The sequence below is a fragment of the Caulobacter sp. UNC279MFTsu5.1 genome, assembly GCF_900114015.1.
Classification (GTDB): domain Bacteria; phylum Pseudomonadota; class Alphaproteobacteria; order Caulobacterales; family Caulobacteraceae; genus Caulobacter.
The window spans coordinates 1-21,646 of the sequence record NZ_FORN01000012.1 but is presented as its reverse complement, the minus strand read 5'-3'; the positions used below and the strand labels follow the sequence as shown (position 1 = coordinate 21,646).

The window sequence follows — 21,646 nt, the reverse complement described above, 5'->3', positions numbered from 1 at the left end:
CGCGATCTTGATCTCGACAGCAATCTTGAGCGCGGGCTATCCTGTTAACGAATGGGCAAATGATTCTGCGCGGCTGAGGGGCCGAATCGGCGCGATGGGCGTCGAGTCGCGGGGCGTTAGAGGGTGGGCAAGATGAGGCTGCTGTCGAAGGGCGATCGCAACACCAAGGGCGGCGTCAAGCCCGTGATGCTGGCCGCCGAGAACGATCGGCCCGAAGCCGACGGCGGCGGCGACCGCCTGGTCGAGGCCACCCAGGCCATCGGCGTCCGCTACGAGACCATCCACGGCGGGCTGGACAGCATCAGCCGGGTGATCGAGCATCTGCGGGCCATCGAGCCGCTGATTTCCGAGATCCGCGGCCCGGTCGCCGAGGAGTTCGAGGCCCGTCGCGCCGAGCATGCCGAGCTGATCGCCCTGCGCGCCGCCCACGACCAGGCCGCCCGCCAGCTGGCCGCCGCCCAGGCCGAGGAGCGCGAGCTTTCGGCTCGGCTGGCGACCGCCGACGCCGCCCTGACCGAATCCGAGGCGCGCCGCCAGTCGCTGGACGTCGCCCTGGAAGACAGCGCGCTGGAAATCGACCGCCTGCGCAACGGCTTGCAGCAGTCCGAGCTCAAGGTCGGCGGGCTGGAGGCCGCGCTGCGCGACGCCACCGCCCGCGCCGAGCACTTGGCGCAGGACGTCGAGACCCTGCGGATCCAGACCCAGGACATCGACGCCCGCCGCGGCGAGTCGGAGGCCGCCCTGTCGGCCGCCAAGCAGCAGTCGGCCCTGCAGGCCGAAGAACTGGGCACGGTGAAGAAGCGCCTGGAGCAGGCCGGCGCCGACGTGGCCCGCCTGTCGCGCATCGAGACCGAACTGGAAGCCCAGGTCGCCGCCGAGCGCGCCCGCCTGCTGGCCGCCGACAACGCCCTGACCACGGTCCAGGCCGACAGCGCCCGCACGATCCGCGGGCTGGAAGCCCAGGTCGAGGCCGGTCGCGCCGAGGCGCTGGCCCTGCAGACCCGCCTGGAGACCGCCACTGGCCGCGCCGACAAGCTGGAGGAAATGAACGGCCAGATCTCGGCCCGCCTCAACGAGAGCAGCGCCCAGCAGCAGGCCGTCGAACGCCGGGCCGGCGATCTCAACGTCGCCCTGGAACGCGCCCTGGAACGGGTCCGCAATCTGGAGGACGAGGTCGAGGACCTGCGTGGCCGCCATGCCGGCGTCGACACCGCCCGCGCCGCCGCGATCGAGCGCGCCGACCAGCTGGCCAAGACCGTCGGGGCCCACGAGAAGGCGCTCAAGCGCGCCGAGGAACGCGCCGCCCAGTTGCGCACCCGCTTCGAGGCCCTGCAGGCCTCGGAAGACGAGACCCGCCGCGCCCACGACGACAAGGTCGCCGAGATGCAGGCCGAGATCGAACGGATCCGCTCGGAGGCCGCCCTGGCCGAAGGCGCCCTGGAATCGGCCCGCCGCGACCGCTCGCGCTTGCAGATGGCCCTGCTGGGCGCCACCAGCGACGACATGCAGGCCGTCGGCTAGATACTTTCGGTCAAGGGCTGACGACATCGACCCCGGGCCGCGCGCCCGGGGTTTTTGTTTGGCTTCTTGTTTGCATGATTCTACCATGACGATCATATATTGACGGTTCTCCCATAGAATGATCACCCTTGCGGCAAGGCTTGGGCGATCGACGCAGGCGAGGCCTCGCGCGACTCCCGAGCCAACAGGGCGGAGGGCGCGATGAAGATCTCGAAACCGGGACGGAAGATCGGCTGGCGGGCGCTGACCGCGGCCCTGGTGTGCCTGGTCGGCGGAGGCGGGCTGTTCGCCGCCCAGGCGATCGACGCCGCCGCGCCGGTCAAGCCGGCCTATCTGGCCGCCTTCCCCAACTTCGCGCCCAGCCTGACCCCGCAGATGCCGGGCGACGTCGACATCGCGCTGAAGACCCAGCTGGAGAACGCCAAGAAGTTCTCCGAGGTGCAGCGCGAGTTCGACCTCTATTCCTGGCAGATGTTCCTGGCGCTGAACTGGCCCACCAACAGCCAGGGCGCGGCCGCGCCCAAGCTAACCGACACCCGGTTCGGCCCGCCGCACTGGACGCTGTGGCACAATTCCAGTTCGATCTTTCAGACCGACGGCGCGAAGCCGGCGGCCTGCGGCGTCTCGCCGAAGGCCCGGACCCTGACGCTGTTCCGCGGCGACCTGGTAAAGCCGGTCAGCAAGGGGCTGGCGCCGTTCTCGGCCCAGGCCACGGCCAACGCCGACCCGCGCGCCACCCGCTTCCTGGGCGTGCTGTCGGCGGTGGGCGAGCTGAACGCGGCCAATCTCGGCGACGACATCAACCAGGCCTTCTCCGGGCCGATGATCGATCAGAACGGCGAGTTCGTCTATTACGAGATCATGATCGACCCCAACGAGGTCGGCTATCTCTGCGACAACAGCCTCTACAACATCAACGGCCAGGTCGCCTTCACCAAGGGCGGCGGCAAGGTGGCCATGCCGATCGGAACGCCCGACAAGGACTGGAGCGGATCGTTCGAGCTGAAGTTCGCCTGGCGGATCCTCAAGCCCGGCAAGGACGACTTCACGCGGTTCTACACCAGCACCGCGGTGGTCATCGACCAGGGTCCGGACGGCAGGCAGCTGGAGCGCAAGGTGACGGTCGGCCTGGTCGGCATGCACATCGGCCACAAGACCCAGACCTCGCCGCAGTGGATCTGGTCGACCTTCGAGCATGTCGATAATCTGGACGTCGACGCGGTGGCCCACCCCAAGCTGAACCCGTCGTTCGTCGATCCCAATTGCCCGATGTGCGCGGTCAACCAGCTGCCGCAGAAGGTGAAGGGCGTCTATCCTCGCATCCCGACCCAGGCCTGGCGCGGCATCCCGATCCCCGGCGACAAGGTCGCCCTGAACCGCCAGGCCCAGGCGGTCTTGAAGGCCCAGGGGTCGGTCTGGCAGTACTACCAACTGATCGACACCCAGTGGCCGACCGACCCGACGGCGGCGCCCGCGCCCTGGAACGGCGGCCTGCCGGGCGCCATCGGCAACAAGCCGGGCGGCGCCCCGACCCCGGTGTTCTTGACCAACATCACCATGGAAACCTACTTCCAGAAGGGCAACCAGGTGGCCTGCAACGGCGAGGAATTGCCCAGCGGCCAGGACTGCCTCGCCTCCGGCCCGGCCCAGCCGCCGGTCTGGAACTCGGCGCTCAACAATCTGGGCAAGCCGGTGACGCCGGGGATCAACACCCTGACCTTCCAGACCGAAAGCTGCCTGGGCTGCCACTCATCGGCCGGAGTCTGGACCGCGTACGATCCCAAGAGCGGCAAGGGAAAACAATCGGGCCAACTGACGGCCGACTTCTCCTGGCTGCTCAGCCAGAAGGCGGCTTACGAGAAGTAGTCCGAGCGGCATTCAGCGTTCATCCCGGGAAGCGCGCAGCGCTTGTCCAGGATGACAACGTTTTGAGGGGATCTACGGCGCCTTGCCCGTCTCGACATAGGCTGTCAGGCGGTCGAACTGTTCGCCTAGAACCCGGTCGACGATCGGCGCGATCTTGTCGAGCCCGCCTTTCATGTAGCCGCCGGCGTCATAGGTCTGGGTCAGGGTGGTCTTGCCGTCCTTCTCCGTCAGGGTCCAGCCCAGGTGGCCGGCCGCGCCGGACATCTGCAGCGGTCCCAGGCCCCCGAACAGCCGTAGGCCCTGGCCCGGTTGGGCGTAGACCACGGTCATGTGCAGGATGGAGCCGCCGTTCGGCAGTTTCTCGCAGAAGCAGCCGCCGGCCATCGGGGCCAGGGACAGGTTGGCCGCCGAGCCCGACCAGGTGTGGTCCTTGCTCCACCATTGCGAGGGCTGGGCCAGCGCCGCGTAGACCTTGTCGGCGGGGGCGTTCAGCACGGCGGTGCGCCTGACCTCGAAGCCGTTGGCCTGGGCGTCGACGACCTCGGCGCGTGTTCCAGATGAAAGGGCGGCGGTGGCGGTCAAGGCCAGAGCGGCGGCGGTCAGCAGGTCTTTCATGGGCGGCCCTCCCGTTGGTCGGGGAAGGGTGGTCCGTCCGCAGGTGGCGTCAACCCCCTCGGTCGCTTCGCGACAGCTCCCCCAGGTGGGGAGCATCTTGGCGTTCTAGATCCTCCCCACCTGGGGGAAGGTGCCGGAGGGGCTAAGCCGCCTCGAACCGCAGCGGGCCGCCCCAAAAGCTCTCCACCAAGCCGTTCTGCGGCCCCGGCGCGCCGGTGGTCAGGAACTGGCGCGAGCCGCCGGTCCCGGGGTCGAACTCCGGATGGCGGCGCAGGTAGAGCTCCAGGGCGTCGGCGGTCGAGGCCGGCTGGTGGATGACCGGCGTGCCGGCCGGCAGGGCGGCGCGGAAGATGTCGGCGATGATCTCGTAGTGGGTGCAGCCCAGCACCGCCCGGTCGGGATAGCGGCCGATGCGGGTCTTCAGCGCCTGGACATAGCCCTCGACCGCCTTGGCCAGATCCACGGCCCCGGCGTCGGCCTCGATCATCGGCACCAGGTCCGGGCAGGCCTGCGAGAACACCGCGATGTCCTGCTTGCGCTTGTCGATCTCGATCTCGTAGACGCGCGAATTGGTCGTGCCCTGGGTGGAGAACACGCCCAGCACGTCGAGCTGTTCGACCTTGTCGCCGCGCCGCTCGGCCTCATGCTCCCAGGGCAGGCCGGTGGCCGCCTCGATGGTCGGGACGATGATGCCCAGCACGTTGATCGGCCGGCCTAGCGCCTTGCGATAGCCGGGCAGCCAGGTCTGCTGCAGGCGGCGCAGGGCGATGGCCGAGGCGGTGTTGCAGGCCAGGACCACCAGGCTGGCGCCGGCTCCGAACAGGCGCTCGCAGCCGGCCCGGGTCAGGTCGACGACTTCCTCGCCCGGCCGCCCGCCATAGGGGGCGTTGGCCTGGTCGGCGAGATAGACGAAGTCCGCCTGGGGCAGACGGTTCACGAGGGCGCGGTGGACCGTGAGGCCGCCCACGCCGGAGTCGAAGACGCCGATGGACATGTGTTTGGCTTACCTCGCCCTTGCGAAACCGTCCACGCGCGGCGCTTGAGAATCTCGTGCAGGTCCCGCGCAGAACCCGATGCCGCGCACGAACGAGCCTTAGGAAGACCAACCCGGCGCGCAATTCTGTCGTCGAATTCATGCTTCACGGGACGATTTCCGCGGGAAAGCGCTTACTGCAAAGCCGCGCGACGCTCTAGGGTCGAGGTCCGTTCCCTCGGAGACCCGCCGTGAAGCGCCGTTCCTTCCTCGCCGCCGCTAGCGCGAGCGCCCTGACGCCCATGATCGCCAAAGCCGCCACCCCCGCCGCCGCCCCGCCCGCCAACCCCCTGATCGCGCCGTGGACCGGTCCGCACGGCGGCCTGCCGCCGCTGGACAAGGTCAAGCCCGAACTGTTCGCGTCGGCCTTCGAGGCGGCGATGGCGCAGCAGCGGCAGGAAATCTTCGCTCTGACCGCCAAGCGCTCGGCGCCGACCTTCGAAGGGATTCTGGCGGCCTATCAGGACTCGGGCCGGACCCTGAACCGGGTCACCGCGCTGTTCGGGGTGTTCACCTCGACCATGAACGACGCGGCCATGCAGAAAGTCGAGGCCGAGACCACGCCGAAGCTGGCGGCGTTCGGCGACGAGATCGTCCAGAACGAGCAACTGTTCGCTCGCATCAAGACCGTCTACGACGCGCGCGAGACCTCGAACCTGACGCCCGAGCAGAAGCGTCTGACGTGGGTGATCTACAACTATTTCGCCCGCCAGGGCGCGGCGCTGGACGCGACCAAGAAGGCTCGCCTCGGCCAGATCAACCAGGCGCTGGCCAGCCTCTACACCAGGTTCAGCCAGAACGAGCTGGCCGACGAGGAAGGCTACACCCTGGAGCTGGGCGAGGGCGACCTGGCCGGCCTGCCGGACTCGGTGAAGGCCGGCGCGGCGGCCGCCGCCGAGGAAAAGGGCCTGAAGGGCAAGTGGCTGATCACCAACACCCGCTCGTCGATGGAGCCCTTTCTGGTTTATTCCGACCGTCGCGACCTGCGCAAAAAGGGCTGGCGGCTGTGGGTGTCGCGCGGCGACAACAACGACGCCCACGACAACAAGGCGGTGATCACCGAGATCCTCAAGCTGCGGGCCGAGAAGGCCCAGCTGCTGGGCTTCGAAACCTACGCCCATTGGATCACCGACGACCAGATGGCCAAGACTCCCGAGGCGGCCATGGACCTGATGATGCAGGTCTGGAAGCCGGCCGTGGCCCGCGTCCACGAGGAGGTGGCCGACATGCAAAAGGTTGCCGACGCGGAAGGCGCCACCTTCAAGATCGCCCCCTGGGACTATCGCCACTACGCCGAGAAGGTGCGCAAGGCGCGCTACGACCTCGATCAGAACGCGGTCAAGCCGTACCTGCAGCTGGAGAAGCTGCGCGAGGCCATCCACTGGGCTGCGGGCCAGCTGTACGGCTTCACCTTCACCCAGATCACCGACGTGCCGGTTTGCCATCCGGACGTTCGCGTCTGGGAGGTGACCAAGGGCGGTCAACGGGTCGGCCTGTGGTACTTCGACCCCTACGCCCGGGCGGGCAAGCAGTCCGGCGCCTGGATGAGCGAGTACCGCACCCAGGAGACGTTCAAGGGGGTGGTCACCCCGATCGTCTCCAACAACTGCAACTTCGTGAAGGGCAAGGCCGGCGAGCCGGTGCTGATCTCCTGGGACGACGCGACCACCATGTTCCACGAGTTCGGCCACGCCCTGCACGGCCTGAACTCGAACGTCGCCTATCCCGCCCTGGCCGGCACCAACGTCGCTCGCGACTTCGTCGAGTTCCCCAGCCAGCTGAACGAGCACTGGCTGCCGACCAAGCCGGTGCTGAGCCAGTTCGCCATCCACTATCAGACCGGCAAGCCGATTCCCGAGGAGCTGGTGGCCAAGATCGAGAAGGCCAAGACCTTCAACCAGGGCTTCTCGACGGTCGAATACCTGGCCTCGGCGATCTACGACATGAAGATCCATCTGGCCGCCAAGGGTCAGGCCATCGACCCGGCCGCGTTCGAAAAGGCGGCCATGGACGAGATCGGCCTGCCGTCCGAGATCGTCATGCGCCACCGGCCCACCCAGTTCGGCCACATCTTCTCCGGCGAGGGCTATTCGGCCGGCTATTACGACTACATCTGGGCCGACACCCTGACCGCCGACGCCGCCGAGGCCTTCGAGGAGGCTCCAGGCGGCTTCTACGACAAGGCCGTGGCCAAGCGCCTGCACGACGACATCATGAGCGTGGGCAACACCGTCGACGCGGGCGAGGCCTTCCGCCGGTTCCGCGGCCGCGACGTGAAGATCGGCGCCCTGATGCGCAACCGCGGCTTCCCGGTTCCGCCGGGAACTTAGGGCCCGCGCGCGGACTGGGGACAGGCGCATGCGCCTGCCCCTAGCCGTATCTCGTTTCGATCGGTTTCAGATATATCGAAAACGCTCTTGACCTTCGCGCAATCCGATATATCTGTAAGTTCGATATAACGAAACAGGATCTAAAGCTCACATGTTTGGACGTCACCCCCACCACCACGGCCGCCACGGCGGTCATCACGGCGCGCCCTTCGGCCGCCATCCGTTCGGTTTCCACGGTCACGAGGGCCATCATCGTCGCGGCGGTCGCATGGGCCGGTTCTTCGACCATGGCGACCTGCGCCTGGTCGTGCTGAAGCTGATCGCCGACAAGCCCAGCCACGGCTACGAGCTGATCAAGGCCGTTGAGACCGCCGCCGGCGGCGCCTACACCCCCAGCCCCGGCGTGATCTATCCGACCCTGACTCTGCTGGAGGAGCTGGGCTACGTCACCGCGGCCGACGCGGGCGGCGGCAAAAAGCTCTACACGATCACCGACGAGGGCCGGGCCTTCCTCGAGGCCAACAGCCAGCCGGTCCACGGCCTGTTCACCCGCATGGCCGAAGCCGCCGCCCAGAGCGCCGCCTTCTCGCCCCAGATCATGCGGGCTCGGGAAAACCTCAAGACCGCCCTGCGCCTGAAGCTGACCTCCGGCTCGCTGACCCCCGAACAGGTCGCGGCGATCGCCAAGGTCATGGACGACGCGGCCGCGGCCATCGAAGGGGTCTAGCCGTCATGCAGAGCCATGCCCGACTGAACACCGACCAGGGCGCGCGCTACATGATCCAGCTGGCCAAGCACTGGGGTCATCGGTTCGAGGCGACGTACGACGACGTCTCGGCCCTGATCCCGCTGCCGCTGGGGACCTGCAGCATGCTGGCCGACCCCGAAGGCCTGGACGTCACGATCGAGGCCGTCGACCTGGAGGCCCTGGCCCGGTTGGAGGACGTCGTCGCCGAGCACCTGCTGCGCTTCGCCTTCCGCGAACCGGTCAAGCGGCTGGGTTGGACGCGGGCCTGGGAGGCGGGCTGCATCGACCCGCCGGCCCTGCGGATCAACCGCGTCTCGTCCTAGCGGGTCTTCGCTTTTCCGCGGCCATGGCCGCCTTGGCTGGCCGAACCCTTGTCACGTTTTCGAGATCGCCCCGGGACGCGCGGTCAAACTTGCTTGCGCGCGCCTGGGAACGGAGGTTTCATCCGACTCAAGCTCCGGTAGAGGGCTTTGGAGGAACCCCATGGGTCACGTGGTTCGCGGCGTCACGTATCGCGCGCGGCAGAACGGACGCCAGAGCCGCTTCGGCTGGCTCCTGTTCATCTCCGCCGTCAATCTGATGCTCTGGAGCGCCGTGATCGCGCTGATCGCCCGCGCGACCTGAAGGCGGCTTGGGTTCAGCGCAGACCGCGCAGCACGTCGATGCGGCGCATCGCCTTGCCCGGCAGGGTCGACATCGGCCCCAGGGGTAGGGCCTCGGCCATCCCGCGCAGGCCGTAGACCGCCGTGCGGGTCAGGGTCGAGACCGACGGCGCGCCCAGGAAACCGAACATCACGCCCTGTTGGCGGTTCGACAGCTCGCGCTTGAAGCGATAGTCGCCGGCGCCGAGATCGAGACGCCTATACGGGCCGCGGTCCAGGCTCCTGAGGATGTCCTGGAACAGCAGCAAGCCGGGCGAATAGCGCTCGAATTTCGGGTCGTGGGCGATCATCCAGCCGTGGATCGTACCGCCGCCGCGCAGGTGGAAATGCACGGCCGCCAGCTCGTCGCCCAGGCGCAGGGTGTAGAGCCCGCCGCCGAACGCGGGGTCGCGGGTCTCCAGCAGCTCGTCCATCAGCCGCATGACCCAAGAGGTCTTGAACAGGTCGGTCTGGCCGGTGGCCGCCAGCTGGGCGCGTTTCCAGGCGATCAGCTGCTCGAAGTCGGCGCGGGAGTCCGACAGGGCGGTGAACCGGGTCGGGCCGACCTCGCGCTCGACCTTGCGGCGCTTCTTGTCGATGTCCTTCAACGCGCCGACACCGGCCGCCTTGCGCTCAACCTCGTAGGCGGCGTAGCCGTCGGCGACCTCGACCACCCAGGAAACGCAGTGGCCGCGGGCGTGGCCCTGGAAGGCCGGGTCCTCGGCCTGCATATGGCAGAAGTCGTAGCGTGACACGCCCAGAGCCTGGAGCATGGCGCGTGGGTCGGCTCGGAAGCCGTCGCGGGTCACCAGGGCCTGGTAGTCGCTCATCGGGGCGCCGACCGGCATGGCGGTGGAGCCGCGCTTGCGCACCGCCAGGAAGGCGGCCGGCTGGCCTGCGTGGTCATGCTGGACCGCGACCATCACGCCGCTGGCGGGACCCTGGGCTCGGGCGACCGCCTGGGCCCATAGCGGCGACAGGAACGGGCTGTCGAAACGCGCCTCGCCGGCCTGGGCGGCCGACCAGGCCGCACGGACCTCCGCGGGCAGCTCCAGGGCGGGGAAGACGTCGATCTTCAAGGCAACCTCGATCCGGCTCGGGCTGAACGTGCGGCCGGATATTCGACGCCACCCTGACGTGGATAGATTGAACTAGGGTTTACGACCTGAAGATCAGCGTTTGCCGAAATGAAAGCGCGTCAGTCCATCAGCTTCCTCGACAGGTAGACATATTCCAGCGCCTGGCGGCGGGCGGTCTCGGCCAGGTTGGCGCTGGCCGCGTGGCCGCCGTCGATGTTCTCGTAATACAGCACCGGATAGCCCAGCTCCTCCAACCGCGCGGCCGCCTTGCGGGCGTGGGCAGGGTGGACGCGGTCGTCCTTGGTCGAGGTCTCGATGAACACCTCGGGGTACTTCCGGCCGACCTTGAGGTTGGAATAGGGGTCGTACTTGGCGATCACCGCCCGTTCGGACGGAATGGCCGGATCGCCATACTCGCCCACCCACGAGGCCCCGGCCCCGATCTGGCTGTAGCGGATCATGTCGAACAGCGGCACCTGCACGACGACGGCGTTGTAGAGTTCGGGCCGCTGGGTCAGGGCCACGCCCATCAGCAGGCCGCCGTTGCTGCCGCCCATGATCCCCAGATGGCGGGGCGAGGTGATCTTGCGGTCGATCAGGTCCTGGGAGACGGCGAAGAAGTCGTCATAGGCCTTCTGGCGGTTGGCCTTCAGGGCCGCGTCGTGCCAGGCCGGACCGAATTCGCCGCCGCCGCGGATGTTGGCCACCACATAGGTCCCGCCGCGCTCCAGCCACAGCTTGCCCATCACCCCCGAATAGGCCGGAGTCATCGACACCTGGAAGCCGCCATAGGCGTAGAGCAGGGTCGGGGCCGAGCCATCGTACTTCACGCCCTTGGGCCGCACGACGAAGTAGGGGATCTTGACCCCGTCGCGGCTGGTCGCCTCGAACTGCTCGACCACGTGCGTCGAGGCGTCGAACCGGGCCGGCGAAGCCTTGACCTGCTCCAGTTTCAGCGAGGCGGCGTCGGCCAGCCAGTAGGTCGAGGGCGTCAGATAGCCGGTGACGGTCACGAACAATCGGTCGTCCTTCTGCGAGGCCGAGCCCAGGCCGATCGTCGAATTGGCCGGCAGGGCCAGCTTCCGGTGCGTCCAGCCTCCGGGGCCATGGTCATAGACCAGGGCGGCGCCGGTGACGTTGTCCAGCAGGCCGACCATCAGCTTGTCGCGGGTGGTGGTGACGCTCTCCACCGACTGCCTGGCGGTGGGGCGCAGGATCAGGGTCGCGGCGGCCTTGGCCGGAGCGGCCTTGAACGCGGCCAGGTCGAAGCTGATCAGGTCGCCGGTCCTGAAGCCCCGCTCGGGCCAATCCTGCTCCAGCGACATCACCATCTGGCCGGCGACATAGGCCTGGATCGAATGCTTCAGCGGCAGGGGCAGCTTCATCGGGCCAACGTCGGTCAGCAGGTAGGTCTCGGATTCGAAGAAGCTGATTCCCCGGCTGGCCAGGGTCGCCACCACCTTCCCGTCGGCGTCGGTCAGGGTGTAGGCCGAGGCCGAGACGTCATCCGGCGTTCCCCGGAACACTTCCTTGGCGTCCGCCAGGGCCTGGCCGCGCCTCAGCGCCTTGACCACGTAGGGATAGCTGGACTTGGTCACCTGGCCCGGCTCCCATTCGCGGGCCACCAACAGGGTGTCCTTGTCCAGCCAGGCGACGTTCTGCTTGCCCTCCGGCAGTGCGAAGCCGCCTTCGACGAAGGTCCGGGTCGTGGTGTCGAACTCGCGGATCGAGACCGCGTCCTTGCCGCCGTTCGACAGGGTCAGCAGGCAGCGGGTCTCGTCGGGCGGCAGGCAGCTGGCTCCTTTGAACACCCAGTTGGCGTTCTCGGCCCTGGACAGGGCGTCGATGTCGAGGATCGTCTCCCACTGAGGCTCGGCGGTGCGGTAGCTCTCCAGCGTGGTCTTGCGCCAGAGGCCGCGCACGTGGTCGGCGTCCTGCCAGAAGTTGCGCAGGGACCCGTCGCCGGCGAACGACACGCCGGGCACCCGGTCCTTGGCGTTGAGGATGGCCAGGGCCTGGCTCTCCAGCCCGGCATAGCGGGCGTCGCCCTGCAGGATCGCCAGGCTGCGGGTGTTCTGCGCCTTGGCCCAGGCCAGCGGCCGCTCGCCCTCGATCTCCTCCATCCACTTGTAGGGATCATCCTTACCCAGGTCGGCCAGCGGCGTGCGGGCTTCCGTATTGGCGGGCGGAGCGGGATCGGCGGCTTGGGCGGTCGTGGTCATGAGGCTCGTGGAGGCGAGGAGGGCGAGAAGCAGGCTACGCATCTAGGGATCCGGCGGCTGTCGTGACAGGCGGCCGCCCGAAGGAAACGGCGCCTTTGATCGCGACGGTATCGCAAAAGCCGGTCTGCGCCAGGCCTCGTGCGCCTCGCGCCCGAAAGCCCTACTTTCCGTCGAAAAGCCGCGCTCAAATCGCCGCAGTCGGGAGCGACCTCTGACTCGGCCGAGGTTTTCCACTATATAGCCCGGACCATGAGCCGCACCTTTCTCAAGATGAACGGCCTCGGCAACGACTTCGTCGTGATCGAGACCCTGACCCAGTCCTTCAATCCGACCCCGGAGGAGATCCGCGCGATCGCCAAACGGGGCGAGGGCGGGATTGGCTGCGACCAGGTGATCGCCATCGACCCGCCCCGGGCCGAGGGCGCCAGCGCCTACGTGCGGTTCTGGAACTCGGACGGCGAGGAGACCGGGGCCTGCGGCAACGGCACCCGCTGCGTGGCCTGGCTGCTGATGCAGTCGGGCAAGAAGGAGGCCGTGGCCTTTGACACCGTGGCCGGCCGGCTGTCGGGCGTGATGGCCGGCGACAAGCTGGTCACCGTCGACATGGGTCGGCCCGGCCTGGCCTGGGACCAGATTCCGCTGGCGGAAGAGATGGACACCGTCGGAATCGAGCTGCAGGTCGGCCCGATCGACGCGCCGCTGGTCCACACGCCCGGTTGCGTCTCGATGGGCAATCCGCACGTGGTGTTCTTCGTCGACGCGCCGGTCAGCGACGACTTCGCGCGCGGCACGGGCAGTCTGGTCGAGCACCATCCGCTGTTCCCGGAGGGCGTCAATGTCGGCTTCGCCCACGTCGCCGCCCGCGACCACATCCAGCTGAAGGTCTGGGAGCGCGGCGCGGGCCTGACCCTGGCCTGCGGCACCGGCGCCTGCGCGGCCCAGGTCGCCGCCGTGCGCCGCGGCCTGACCGACCGGACGGCCAAGGTCGAGTTCGAGAGCGGCGCCCTGACCATCGAATGGCGCGAGAGCGACGGCCACGTGATCATGACCGGTCCGGTGACCATGGAGTTCGTCGGCAAGCTGCCGGAGCGCGCGGCGGCATGACCATTCACCCCGCCATCGGGCCCGGCAAGACGGCGGTCGTCACCGGCGCGGCGGACGGCATAGGCCTGGCCGCCGCCCAAGCCTTCGCGGCTTTGGGCATGAACGTGGTCATGGCCGACATCATGGGGCGGGCCCTGAAGAAGGCCGCCGACGCCATCGGCGACCAGGCCCTGGCCGTGCCGACCGACGTCGCCGACCGCGCCGCCGTCCAGGCCCTGCGCGACGCCGCCGTCGAGAAGTTCGGCGCCGTGGACGTGCTGATGAACAACGCCGGGGTCGGCGGCGGGGGCGACGCCTTTTCGGGCGAGGACCCGTGGAAGCGCGTGTTGGACGTCAACCTGTGGGGCGTGATCAACGGTGTCCAGCTGATCGGCGAGGAAATGGCGGCCAGCGGTCGTCCGGGCCTGATCATCAACACCGGCTCCAAGCAGGGCATCACCCAGCCGCCGGGCAACACGGCGTACAACGTCAGCAAGTCGGCGGTGAAGGCCCTGACCGAGGGCCTGGCCCATAGCCTGCGCGAGATCGTCGACTGCCGGGTCGACGCCCGCCTGCTGATCCCCGGCTTCGTCCATACAGGCATGACCCGGCGCGGGACCGACAAGCCGGCCGGCGCCTGGACGCCTGAGCAGACCGTCCAGTTCATGCTGGACAGCATCGCGCGGGGCGACTTCTACATCCTGTGTCCCGACAACGAGACGCCGCGCGCGCTGGACGAGAAGCGCATGGCCTGGGCCATGGGCGACGTCATCGACAACCGCCCGGCCCTGTCGCGCTGGCATCCCGACTGGAAGGACGCCTTCGCGGCGTTCGTCGGGTCATGACGACCTATACCCTCATCTCCCGGCCGCCCACGCCCAAGCCCGCCGTCGGCGAGGAAGGCGGGTCGGCGACGACGATGTCGGGGCCGGACGGCGTCGACGTCGTCACCTTCGGCTGCCGGCTGAACGCCTACGAGTCCGAGGCCATCCGGGCCCGCGCCAGCGCCGACGGCCTGGCCGACGCGGTGGTGTTCAACACCTGCGCCGTGACCAACGAGGCCGTGCGCCAGGCCCGCCAGGCGATCCGGAAGGCCCGCCGCGAGCGGCCGGACGCCCGGCTGATCGTCACCGGCTGCGCCGCCCAGATCGATCCCGCCGCCTTCGCCGCCATGCCCGAGGTCGACCTCGTCCTGGGCAACGCCGAAAAGGCCGCGCCGGGCGCCCTGCTGGACACCTCCACCCGCGTGCGGGTCAACGACATCATGTCGATCAGGGAGACCGCCGGTCACCTGATCGCCGGCCTCAAGGATCGCGCCCGGGCCTATGTCGAGGTCCAGAACGGCTGCGATCATCGCTGCACCTTCTGCATCATCCCCTACGGCCGGGGCAATTCGCGCTCGGCCCCGGCCGGCGAGGTCGTGGAACAGGTCCGCCGCCTGGCCGCCGAGGGCTATAACGAGGTGGTGCTGACCGGCGTCGACGTCACCTCCTGGGGCGCCGACCTGCCGGGCCAGCCGACCCTGGGCCAGCTGGTCGCCCGGATCCTCAAGCTGGTCCCAGACCTGCCGCGCCTGCGCCTGTCGTCGATCGACGCGGCCGAGATCGATCCGGATCTGTTCAAGCTGCTGGAAACCGAGCCGCGCCTGATGCCTTACCTGCACCTGTCCCTGCAGGCCGGCGACAACCTGGTGCTCAAGCGCATGAAGCGCCGCCACAGCCGCGAGGACGCCCTGAAGCTGGTGTCCGAGGTGCGCCGCGTGCGTCCCGACACCGCCTTTGGCGCCGATCTGATCGCCGGTTTCCCGACCGAGAGCGACGAGGCGTTCGAGAACACCCTGAAGCTGGTCGAGGAGGCGGGCCTGGCCTTCCTGCACGTCTTCCCCTACAGCGCCCGCCCCGGCACGCCGGCCGCCCGCATGCCGCCCGTCAAGGGGCCGGTGATCAAGGACCGCGCCCGCCGCCTGCGCGAAGCCGGCCAGGCCGGGCTCGAACGCCACCTCCAGCGCCAGGTGGGCCGCGTCCTGTCGGGCCTGGTCGAGCGCGACGGCGTAGCCCGGGCCGAGGACTTCACCGAGATCGCCTTCGAAGGCGTCGCGCCCCAGGGCCAGATCGCCGCCTTCCGGGTGGTCGGGCACGACGGGACGCGCGTGATCGCCGAGCTCGCCGCCTGAGCATGGTCGATCGTCTCGTCCTGACCGCCCTCGTCGCCGCGACCCTGCTGACCGGGAGCGCGGCGCTCGCGCAGGAGGCCGCGCCGCTTCCGGAACCCAAGACCGAGGACACCCCGCCGGCCACCTTCCATCCGGTCGGCCCGATACAGCCGATCGAGTTCAGCGTCATGACCTACAATGTCGAGGGCCTGCCCTGGCCGGTGCGGTCCGGACGGGGCTCGAAGCTGAAGGCCATCGGCCGCCAGCTGGCCGCTCTGCGCGAGAAGGGACTGCAGCCGGACGTCGTGCTGCTGCAGGAGGGCTTCCGCGAAGAGGTCCGCGACCTGATCCAGCTCAGCGGCTACGCCCACGTCGCCCGGGGACCGCGCAAGAAGCAGCGCGACGCCAATCCGTTCAGCAAGGACGACCGTCCGGCCTACAAGCGCGTCAAGTACATCCGCAAGGGCGAGGGCTGGGGCAAATGGGGCTCCAGCGGCCTGTGGGTGCTGAGCGACCACCCGATCAACTGGGTCAAGTCGCACGCCTATCGCTACTGCGCCGGCTTGGACTGCCTGGCCAACAAGGGCGTCATGCTGGTCAGCCTGCAGGTGCCGGGCCTGCCGACACCGGTCGAGATCGCCGACACCCACCTCAATTCCAAGGGGGCCTCGGGCGTGCCGCGCAATCGCAACCGCATGGCCCACCACCTGCAGGCCGAGGAGCTGGGCCACTTCATGGAGAGCGACCGAACGCCCGGCGCGCCCCTGATCGTCGGCGGCGACTTCAACGTCATGCACGCTCCCGACCGCTATGACTATGTGATGCAGCGCTATCCGTTCGAGGTGGTCAGCCAGGTCTGCTTCCAGGAGCCGAAGAGCTGCGACGCCAAGATCTCGGCCGACGGCGACGCTCCGTGGCTGGACACCCAGGACCTGATCGGCTTCAAGCCCGGCGACAAGGTGGCGATCCGGCCGATCCAGGTCGAAGCCCGGTTCGACGGCTCGGCCACGGGCGGGCCGGTGCTGTCCGACCACGACGCCTATGAGGTGACCTTCCGCCTGACGCCGGTCCCGGTCCTGCCGGTTCCGCCGCACCCCTGAGGTTCCGATGTCCGACCTTCCCGTCCTGACCGGGGGCTGCCAGTGCGGCGCGGTGCGTTTCCGGATCGAGGGCGAGCCGGGCCGCGCCTCGATCTGTCATTGCCGCATGTGCCAGAAGGCCTTCGCCGGGCCGTTCGGGGCGCTGGTCACCATCAAGGTCGCCGACCTGACCTGGACGCGCGGCGCGCCGTCGCGCTTCCAGAGCTCGGACGCCGTCCGGCGCGGCTTCTGCGCCGCCTGCGGCACGCCCCTGACCTTCGAATGGAGCGCCGACCAGATCGACCTGGCGGTGTTCGCCTTCGACGATCCGTCGCGGGTCGAGCCGGGCGTGCAGCTGGCCGTCGAGGGCCGTCCGACGTGGATGGACCACCTCGTCGATATGCCGGTGCGCCCGCCGATGGGGCCGTCGGGGCCGGTGGTCAATCGCCAGCATCCCGATCACGACACCTGACGCGGTTCCTAGTTGCCGCCCTCGATCGCGCCGTTCTGGCGCAGCAGGTCGCCGACGCCCGCGCCGTTCAGCTGGCACCGGGCCACCACCCGGTCATAGGACTGCCGTCCGGCCCGGCAGACCAGGTAGCGGCCATAGGTCAGGGCCTTGAGCATGGCCTTGGCCCGCGGTCCCGCCGCCTCGCGCAGCTCCGGGGCCGAGAAGTCGCCGAGGCGCACCTCGATCCAGGTGCGGGGATCGGAGGTCATGCTGACGCAGAGACTGTCGCCGTCGCCGACATAGCGGACGATGCCGCTGAAGGTCGTCGAGGGGCGGGGCAGCGGCGCGATGCAGGGATCGGCCAGGGCGGTGGCGGGCAGGGCGAGCAGGAGGCTCGCCAGGATAAGGCGGGACGGCATCATGATCTCCCAGGCTGTGCCGGGAGAACCGTACCATCAGCTTAACTGTTTGAATTTTCTCAGGAATTACTACTATATAGGGATTAACCTCGTTGCACTAACGCGATGCGCGCAGATCTTGGCGAAGTTCATTGACACGCAGCGGACTACGACAGGATCAATCTGGAGACGGTGGATGGGACAGAAGATCAGCATCATTTGTAACGAGGCCGGCTACGCGGCGGCCCTGGCGGCCTTCGAGGCCTATTTCGACAACGAACCCCAGGCCGGCAGCGAGGACGGTGATCGCTTCGAGCTGCTCGGCCGGCTGCTGGCTCAGTATGAGGCAGAGCATTGCCGAATGCCGAGGCCTTAACCGGCCAGGTCTCGCGCCAGCATTTGGATCACGACATGCCCCGACCCTGGCTGCGCTGTGTAGACTCCGCGGCTTTCCCGTTCGCGTCCCCCGCGCGGAGATGCTCGAGCTGGCGCACCAGATTGATAGCCGACTCAGGCGAGACGCCGAGGTTGGGCAGGCCCACGCAGATCTCGATCGCGCCCCATGGCGAAGTCAGCGATCGCACGGGCTCCCGCAGCAGCACCTGGATCGACCCGCTGACGCCGGCCCTGTTGCTTTTCTGGACCGAGACCGCGTGAATCGTCGACCACGGTAAGAGACGAGGCGCCAGGCTGGGATGGAGCCGCAGGCCTTCGGCGTCGGCCGTGAGCCAGGGCCCAGGGCTCCACAACCGAATGATCGCGCCGCGCGCCACCCAGGCCATGATCGACATGGCGAGCACGACCGCGGCGCCGATTCCCAAGCTTCCTTCCGGGCTACGGACGATCAGGACCAGGAGCACGCCCAACACGATCTGCGTGTAGGCGCAGATGGCCACGATCAGCCCATCCGAGCCGCGCCGACCCTGGAGGACAATCCGCGCCTTACCTTCGAACCGGTCGATCACGTCTTCTCCTCGCCGCCCGCGAAGCCGGGCAGGCGCCAGCCGAACCTGATCGCGCAGGCCCGCAGGCCGAAGGCCGCCGCGAAACCGGCGATCCCGGCCGGCCAGAAACCGACGTGCAACTGGTGCAGCACCGCGAACACCGCCGCGCCCAGCAAGGCGGCGGTGATGTAGATCTCGCGGCGCAGCAGCAGGTTGGGCTCTTCGGCCAGCACGTCGCGGATCACGCCGCCGAAGGCGGTGGTCAGCACGCCCATCATCACCGCCGTGAACGGATGGACGCCCAGGTTCAGGGCCTTGGCCGTGCCGACCACGGCGTAGGCGGCCATGCCCAGGGCGTCCAGCCACAGCAGGGCCCGAAACCGCCAGCCGCGCTTGCCCAACAGCCAGACCGCGACGGCCGCCGCCAGGCAGACCATCACGTAGCCGGGCCGCTGGATCCAGAACACCGGCGCGTCGATCAGCAAGTCGCGCAACGTGCCGCCTCCCACGCCGGTGATGGCCGCGAAGAAGCCGAAGGTGATGATGTCGTGCTTGCGGTGGGCCGCCGCCAGCGCCCCGGTCGCCCCGAACACGGCGACGGCGGCGTAATCCAGCCAGAATAGCGTGGTCGAAAGCGCGTCCATCGGCGTTTCATGCCACGGCCGATGGAGCCTGTCCCTGGCTCTCTCTCCATAAAATTGGAGCGCGGCGGGCGCCGAAACCGCTCACACTTTCGGCCGCCACGCTCTAAAGGAACGCCATGAGCGAAAAGCCCGAGCAGAAAAAAGGCTGGTTCCAGCGCCTGACGTCCGGCCTGGCCCGGTCGTCCCAGGCGATGACCGAGCAGGTCACCGGCGCCTTCACCAAGAAGCCGCTGGACCAGGATCAGCTGGACCAGCTGGAGGAGATGCTGATCGAGGCCGATCTGGGTCCGCAGATCGCCGCCCGCATCACCGACGCCTTCGGCAAGGCCCGGTTCGGCAAGTCGTCGACCGAGGCCGAGGTCAAGGAGGCCCTGGCCGAGCTGGTCGCCGCCGAGCTGTCCGACCGCGAGGGCGTGTTCGACCCGTTGTCGGGTCCCAAGCCCTATGTGGTGCTGTTCATCGGCGTCAACGGCTCGGGCAAGACCACGACCCTGGGCAAGATCGCCTCCGACCTCACGAGCCGCAACGCCAAGGTGCTGATCGCCGCCGGCGACACCTTCCGCGCCGCCGCCGTCGAGCAGCTGAAGGTCTGGGCCGACCGGGCCGGGGCCGACTTCATGTCCAGGCCGCCCGGCGCCGACGCCGCCGCCCTGGCCTACGAGGCCGTCGAGCGCGCCAAGCTGGAGGGACACGACGTGGTGCTGATCGACACCGCCGGCCGGCTGCAGAACAAGCAGGGCCTGATGGACGAGCTCCTGAAGGTCATCCGCGTGCTCAAGAAGGTCGATCCCGACGCCCCGCACGAGACCCTGCTGGTGCTGGACGCCACGGTCGGCCGCAACGCCCTGGCCCAGGAGAAGATCTTCGGCAACCAGGTCGGGGTGTCCGGCATCGTGATGACCAAGCTGGACGGCACCGCGCGCGGCGGGGTGCTGGTGCCGGTGGCCCGCGCCTCCGACAGCCCGATCAAGCTGATCGGCGTCGGCGAGGGGGTCGACGACCTGCAGCCGTTCGACGCCCGCGCCTTCTCCCGTTCGCTGGTGGGCCTGGAAGACTAGACGATGACCGACACGCCGCCTCAAGCTCCGCCCGAAGCCAAGAAGAACGCCGCCTGGGTGCGCACCGCCATCGACTACGGCGCGCCGGTCGCGTTCGGGGTGGCGTTCTTCGCCACCGGCCGCAACTTCCAGACCGCCACCTGGGTGCTGGTCGCCGCCTCGGCCCTGGCCCTGGTCCTCGGCTATGTGGTCGAGCGCAGGGTGGCGCTGCTGCCGCTGTTCTCGGGCGTCATGGCCCTGATCTTCGGGACCCTGGGCCTGGTGTTCCACAGCGACGTGTTCGTGAAGATCAAGGTCACGGTGGTCAACGCCGCCCTGGCGATCTTCATGATCGGCGGGGTGGTCGCCGGCCGCGCGCCGCTGAAGGCCCTGATCGGCGAGGCCGTGCACCTGCCCGACGCGGCCTGGCGCACCCTGACCCTGCGCTATGGCGGCTATTTCGCCTTCGCCGCCGTCGCCAACGAACTGGTCCGCATCACCCAGACCACGGACATGTGGGTGAAGTTCCGCATCGGCCTTCTGCCCCTGGCCCTGCTGTTCTCGCTCAGCCAGGTGCCCTTCATGATGAAGCACATCGCCAAGGGCGACGAGGCCAAGACCCCCGAGCCGCCGGACGCCGGGTTCTAGTTTCCGGCGCGTCCCTAACCGACAGCCCACGGACCATCTGTCGTCAAAACGACGTCTAACCGTGGTACTCAAAGGTCCGTCGGCGGAAAAGAGGGACGACGGACCATGGCCAAGACCAAGGGCGACACCAAGAGCGACAAGGGCGAACACGGCGGGGCCCTGGCCCGCTCGCCCAGCCATCTGCTGCATCGCGTCCTGCAACTGGCCCTCGACATCTATGCCGAGGAGAGCGGCAATGGCGGGATCACCCAGCGCCAGTACGCCGTGCTGGCCGCCGTGGCCGAGAACGAGGGCGTCACCCAGACGGGCCTGGTCCGCGCCACCGGCATCGATCGCTCCACCCTGGCCGACATGGTCGCCCGGATGATCACCAAGGGCCACCTGGAGCGCCATCGCTCCGACCAGGACGCCCGCGCCAACACCGTCAGCCTGACCCCCGCCGGCGCCGCCGTGCTGGAGGACAGCCGTCCCAAGGTGGCCATGGCCGACGCCCGCATCCTGGCCCTGCTCAAGCCCAGCAAGCGCGAGGGCTTCCTGGAGCTGCTGGCCGACATGGCCGTCTCCGACGTCCACGCCGAGCCCGAGGCCAAGACCAAGAAGCTCAAGGCCCCCAAGGCCGAAAAGGCCGCCCACGGCAAGAAGGACAAGAAGCCCAAGAAGGAAAAAGCGGCCAAGAAGGCGGCCTGACCGGATAGCCGCGGCGCGACTCCGCCCCCTATGGGGGCGGACAGGCGGCGAAGCCGCCAGGTGGGGGAAGTGTTCACCGGCACGATCTGTCGTCCTCACGCTTTCGCTGTGAGTGGATGGAAAGGGACGCGGAGCGCCGGACGACGTCCGGAGTTCTTTGAGTAGTAACCGTTTCGACGAAGCCGATCGCTCCGCGCGGTCGTTTTCCGCCAGCGTCCGGTGGGCAGCCCTGTTGAGGCTTAGCCGGACCCGGTCTCGATCCCTTTCGGGAGAAACCAGACGCCGGGGGCGCGGGCCTATGGGCAATTCACGCGCTTTGTCCCCGTTCGACGCCGACGGCGGGCGGGGCCTGCAACGCCAGACTCCCCGGACACGCTGAAGTAACCCCCTCCAGCCCAGTCCCGCTCGATCGCCCCCCGCCGCCGCATCGGTCGCTGGCCATGCGCCCTTTCCCTGCGTCGAGGTGAG

General features: G+C 68.6%; 22 protein-coding genes. 15 read left to right on the top strand and 7 right to left on the bottom strand.

Annotated elements, in window-relative coordinates:
• The first annotated feature begins 132 nt into the window (after window positions 1-132).
• Window positions 133-1,521: an intermediate filament-like cell shape determinant CreS gene (locus tag BM066_RS09020; RefSeq protein WP_177218418.1), complete on the top strand. Its 1,389-nt coding sequence runs from the start codon at window positions 133-135 to the stop codon at window positions 1,519-1,521.
• 201 nt (window positions 1,522-1,722) lie between these two features.
• Window positions 1,723-3,387 (top strand): hypothetical protein, encoded by a 1,665-nt coding sequence (locus tag BM066_RS09015; RefSeq protein WP_089926497.1) that lies wholly within the window; start codon window positions 1,723-1,725, stop codon window positions 3,385-3,387.
• A 72-nt stretch (window positions 3,388-3,459) separates the two neighbouring features.
• On the opposite strand, the gene BM066_RS09010 is transcribed toward BM066_RS09015, so the two are convergent.
• Both BM066_RS09010 and BM066_RS09005 read right to left on the bottom strand, forming a co-directional pair.
• A complete protein-coding gene (locus tag BM066_RS09010) occupies window positions 3,460-4,002 on the bottom strand; it encodes an SRPBCC family protein (protein ID WP_089926495.1) in 543 nt (180 codons plus the stop codon).
• A gap of 142 nt (window positions 4,003-4,144) precedes the next feature.
• Window positions 4,145-4,996, bottom strand: a complete 852-nt coding sequence (locus tag BM066_RS09005; protein ID WP_089926492.1) for a glutamate racemase — start codon at window positions 4,994-4,996, stop codon at window positions 4,145-4,147.
• A gap of 230 nt (window positions 4,997-5,226) precedes the next feature.
• Here BM066_RS09005 and BM066_RS09000 point away from each other — a divergent pair, with 230 nt between their 5' ends.
• The 4 genes from BM066_RS09000 (at window position 5,227) to BM066_RS26400 (ending at window position 8,737) form a co-directional block, all read left to right on the top strand.
• Window positions 5,227-7,365 carry a M3 family metallopeptidase gene (locus tag BM066_RS09000; protein WP_089926489.1) on the top strand — a complete coding sequence of 713 codons (2,139 nt, stop codon included), beginning with the start codon at window positions 5,227-5,229 and terminating at the stop codon, window positions 7,363-7,365.
• 151 nt (window positions 7,366-7,516) lie between these two features.
• On the top strand, window positions 7,517-8,092 hold the full coding sequence (locus BM066_RS08995) for a PadR family transcriptional regulator (RefSeq protein ID WP_177218417.1): 576 nt from the start codon (window positions 7,517-7,519) through the stop codon (window positions 8,090-8,092).
• Window positions 8,093-8,097: 5 nt separating this feature from the next.
• On the top strand, window positions 8,098-8,436 hold the full coding sequence (locus tag BM066_RS08990) for a DUF2218 domain-containing protein (RefSeq protein ID WP_089926485.1): 339 nt from the start codon (window positions 8,098-8,100) through the stop codon (window positions 8,434-8,436).
• A 160-nt stretch (window positions 8,437-8,596) separates the two neighbouring features.
• Window positions 8,597-8,737 (top strand): hypothetical protein, encoded by a 141-nt coding sequence (locus BM066_RS26400; protein WP_177218416.1) that lies wholly within the window; start codon window positions 8,597-8,599, stop codon window positions 8,735-8,737.
• A 13-nt stretch (window positions 8,738-8,750) separates the two neighbouring features.
• Here BM066_RS26400 and BM066_RS08985 read toward each other — a convergent pair whose 3' ends face one another.
• On the bottom strand, window positions 8,751-9,833 hold the full coding sequence (locus BM066_RS08985) for a GNAT family N-acetyltransferase (protein WP_089926483.1): 1,083 nt from the start codon (window positions 9,831-9,833) through the stop codon (window positions 8,751-8,753).
• 119 nt (window positions 9,834-9,952) lie between these two features.
• Window positions 9,953-12,097: a prolyl oligopeptidase family serine peptidase gene (locus BM066_RS08980; protein ID WP_089926481.1), complete on the bottom strand. Its 2,145-nt coding sequence runs from the start codon at window positions 12,095-12,097 to the stop codon at window positions 9,953-9,955.
• Window positions 12,098-12,304: 207 nt separating this feature from the next.
• Between BM066_RS08980 and dapF the strand changes: the two genes are divergently transcribed.
• The 5 genes from dapF to BM066_RS08955 are packed head-to-tail and all read left to right on the top strand — an operon-like array spanning window position 12,305 to window position 16,841.
• On the top strand, window positions 12,305-13,159 hold the full coding sequence (gene dapF, locus BM066_RS08975; RefSeq protein WP_089926478.1) for a diaminopimelate epimerase: 855 nt from the start codon (window positions 12,305-12,307) through the stop codon (window positions 13,157-13,159).
• Complete coding sequence (locus BM066_RS08970) at window positions 13,072-13,983, top strand: SDR family NAD(P)-dependent oxidoreductase (protein WP_177218415.1); 912 nt, start codon at window positions 13,072-13,074, stop codon at window positions 13,981-13,983. The genes dapF and BM066_RS08970 overlap by 88 nt, the downstream gene beginning before the upstream one ends.
• On the top strand, window positions 13,980-15,311 hold the full coding sequence (mtaB, locus tag BM066_RS08965) for a tRNA (N(6)-L-threonylcarbamoyladenosine(37)-C(2))-methylthiotransferase MtaB (protein ID WP_089926472.1): 1,332 nt from the start codon (window positions 13,980-13,982) through the stop codon (window positions 15,309-15,311). Before BM066_RS08970 ends, mtaB begins: the two co-directional genes overlap by 4 nt.
• A 2-nt stretch (window positions 15,312-15,313) precedes the next feature.
• On the top strand, window positions 15,314-16,390 hold the full coding sequence (locus tag BM066_RS08960; protein ID WP_089926469.1) for an endonuclease/exonuclease/phosphatase family protein: 1,077 nt from the start codon (window positions 15,314-15,316) through the stop codon (window positions 16,388-16,390).
• 7 nt (window positions 16,391-16,397) lie between these two features.
• Complete coding sequence (locus tag BM066_RS08955; protein ID WP_089926467.1) at window positions 16,398-16,841, top strand: GFA family protein; 444 nt, start codon at window positions 16,398-16,400, stop codon at window positions 16,839-16,841.
• Between the two features lie 8 nt (window positions 16,842-16,849).
• Here the strand turns inward: BM066_RS08955 and BM066_RS08950 are convergent, their stop codons facing one another.
• The gene (locus BM066_RS08950) at window positions 16,850-17,239 is read right to left on the bottom strand and encodes a thermonuclease family protein (RefSeq protein ID WP_089926464.1); all 390 of its coding nucleotides are present in this window, start codon (window positions 17,237-17,239) and stop codon (window positions 16,850-16,852) included.
• Between the two features lie 175 nt (window positions 17,240-17,414).
• Between BM066_RS08950 and BM066_RS08945 the strand changes: the two genes are divergently transcribed.
• Window positions 17,415-17,594: a hypothetical protein gene (locus BM066_RS08945; protein ID WP_177218414.1), complete on the top strand. Its 180-nt coding sequence runs from the start codon at window positions 17,415-17,417 to the stop codon at window positions 17,592-17,594.
• A 28-nt stretch (window positions 17,595-17,622) separates the two neighbouring features.
• Here BM066_RS08945 and BM066_RS08940 read toward each other — a convergent pair whose 3' ends face one another.
• Together BM066_RS08940 and BM066_RS08935 are read right to left on the bottom strand one after the other, a co-directional pair.
• Window positions 17,623-18,183, bottom strand: a complete 561-nt coding sequence (locus tag BM066_RS08940) for a hypothetical protein (RefSeq protein WP_089926462.1) — start codon at window positions 18,181-18,183, stop codon at window positions 17,623-17,625.
• Window positions 18,180-18,806, bottom strand: coding sequence for a trimeric intracellular cation channel family protein (locus tag BM066_RS08935; protein ID WP_089926459.1), 627 nt, complete (start codon window positions 18,804-18,806; stop codon window positions 18,180-18,182). Before BM066_RS08935 ends, BM066_RS08940 begins: the two co-directional genes overlap by 4 nt.
• 116 nt (window positions 18,807-18,922) lie before the next feature.
• Here BM066_RS08935 and ftsY point away from each other — a divergent pair, with 116 nt between their 5' ends.
• From ftsY to BM066_RS08920, 3 genes are all read left to right on the top strand, one after another.
• Window positions 18,923-19,864, top strand: coding sequence for a signal recognition particle-docking protein FtsY (gene ftsY / locus BM066_RS08930; RefSeq protein ID WP_089926455.1), 942 nt, complete (start codon window positions 18,923-18,925; stop codon window positions 19,862-19,864).
• Between the two features lie 3 nt (window positions 19,865-19,867).
• Window positions 19,868-20,491, top strand: a complete 624-nt coding sequence (locus tag BM066_RS08925) for an inner membrane-spanning protein YciB (RefSeq protein WP_089926452.1) — start codon at window positions 19,868-19,870, stop codon at window positions 20,489-20,491.
• A 105-nt stretch (window positions 20,492-20,596) separates the two neighbouring features.
• On the top strand, window positions 20,597-21,178 hold the full coding sequence (locus tag BM066_RS08920; RefSeq protein WP_089926449.1) for a MarR family winged helix-turn-helix transcriptional regulator: 582 nt from the start codon (window positions 20,597-20,599) through the stop codon (window positions 21,176-21,178).
• The last annotated feature ends 468 nt before the right edge of the window (window positions 21,179-21,646 follow it).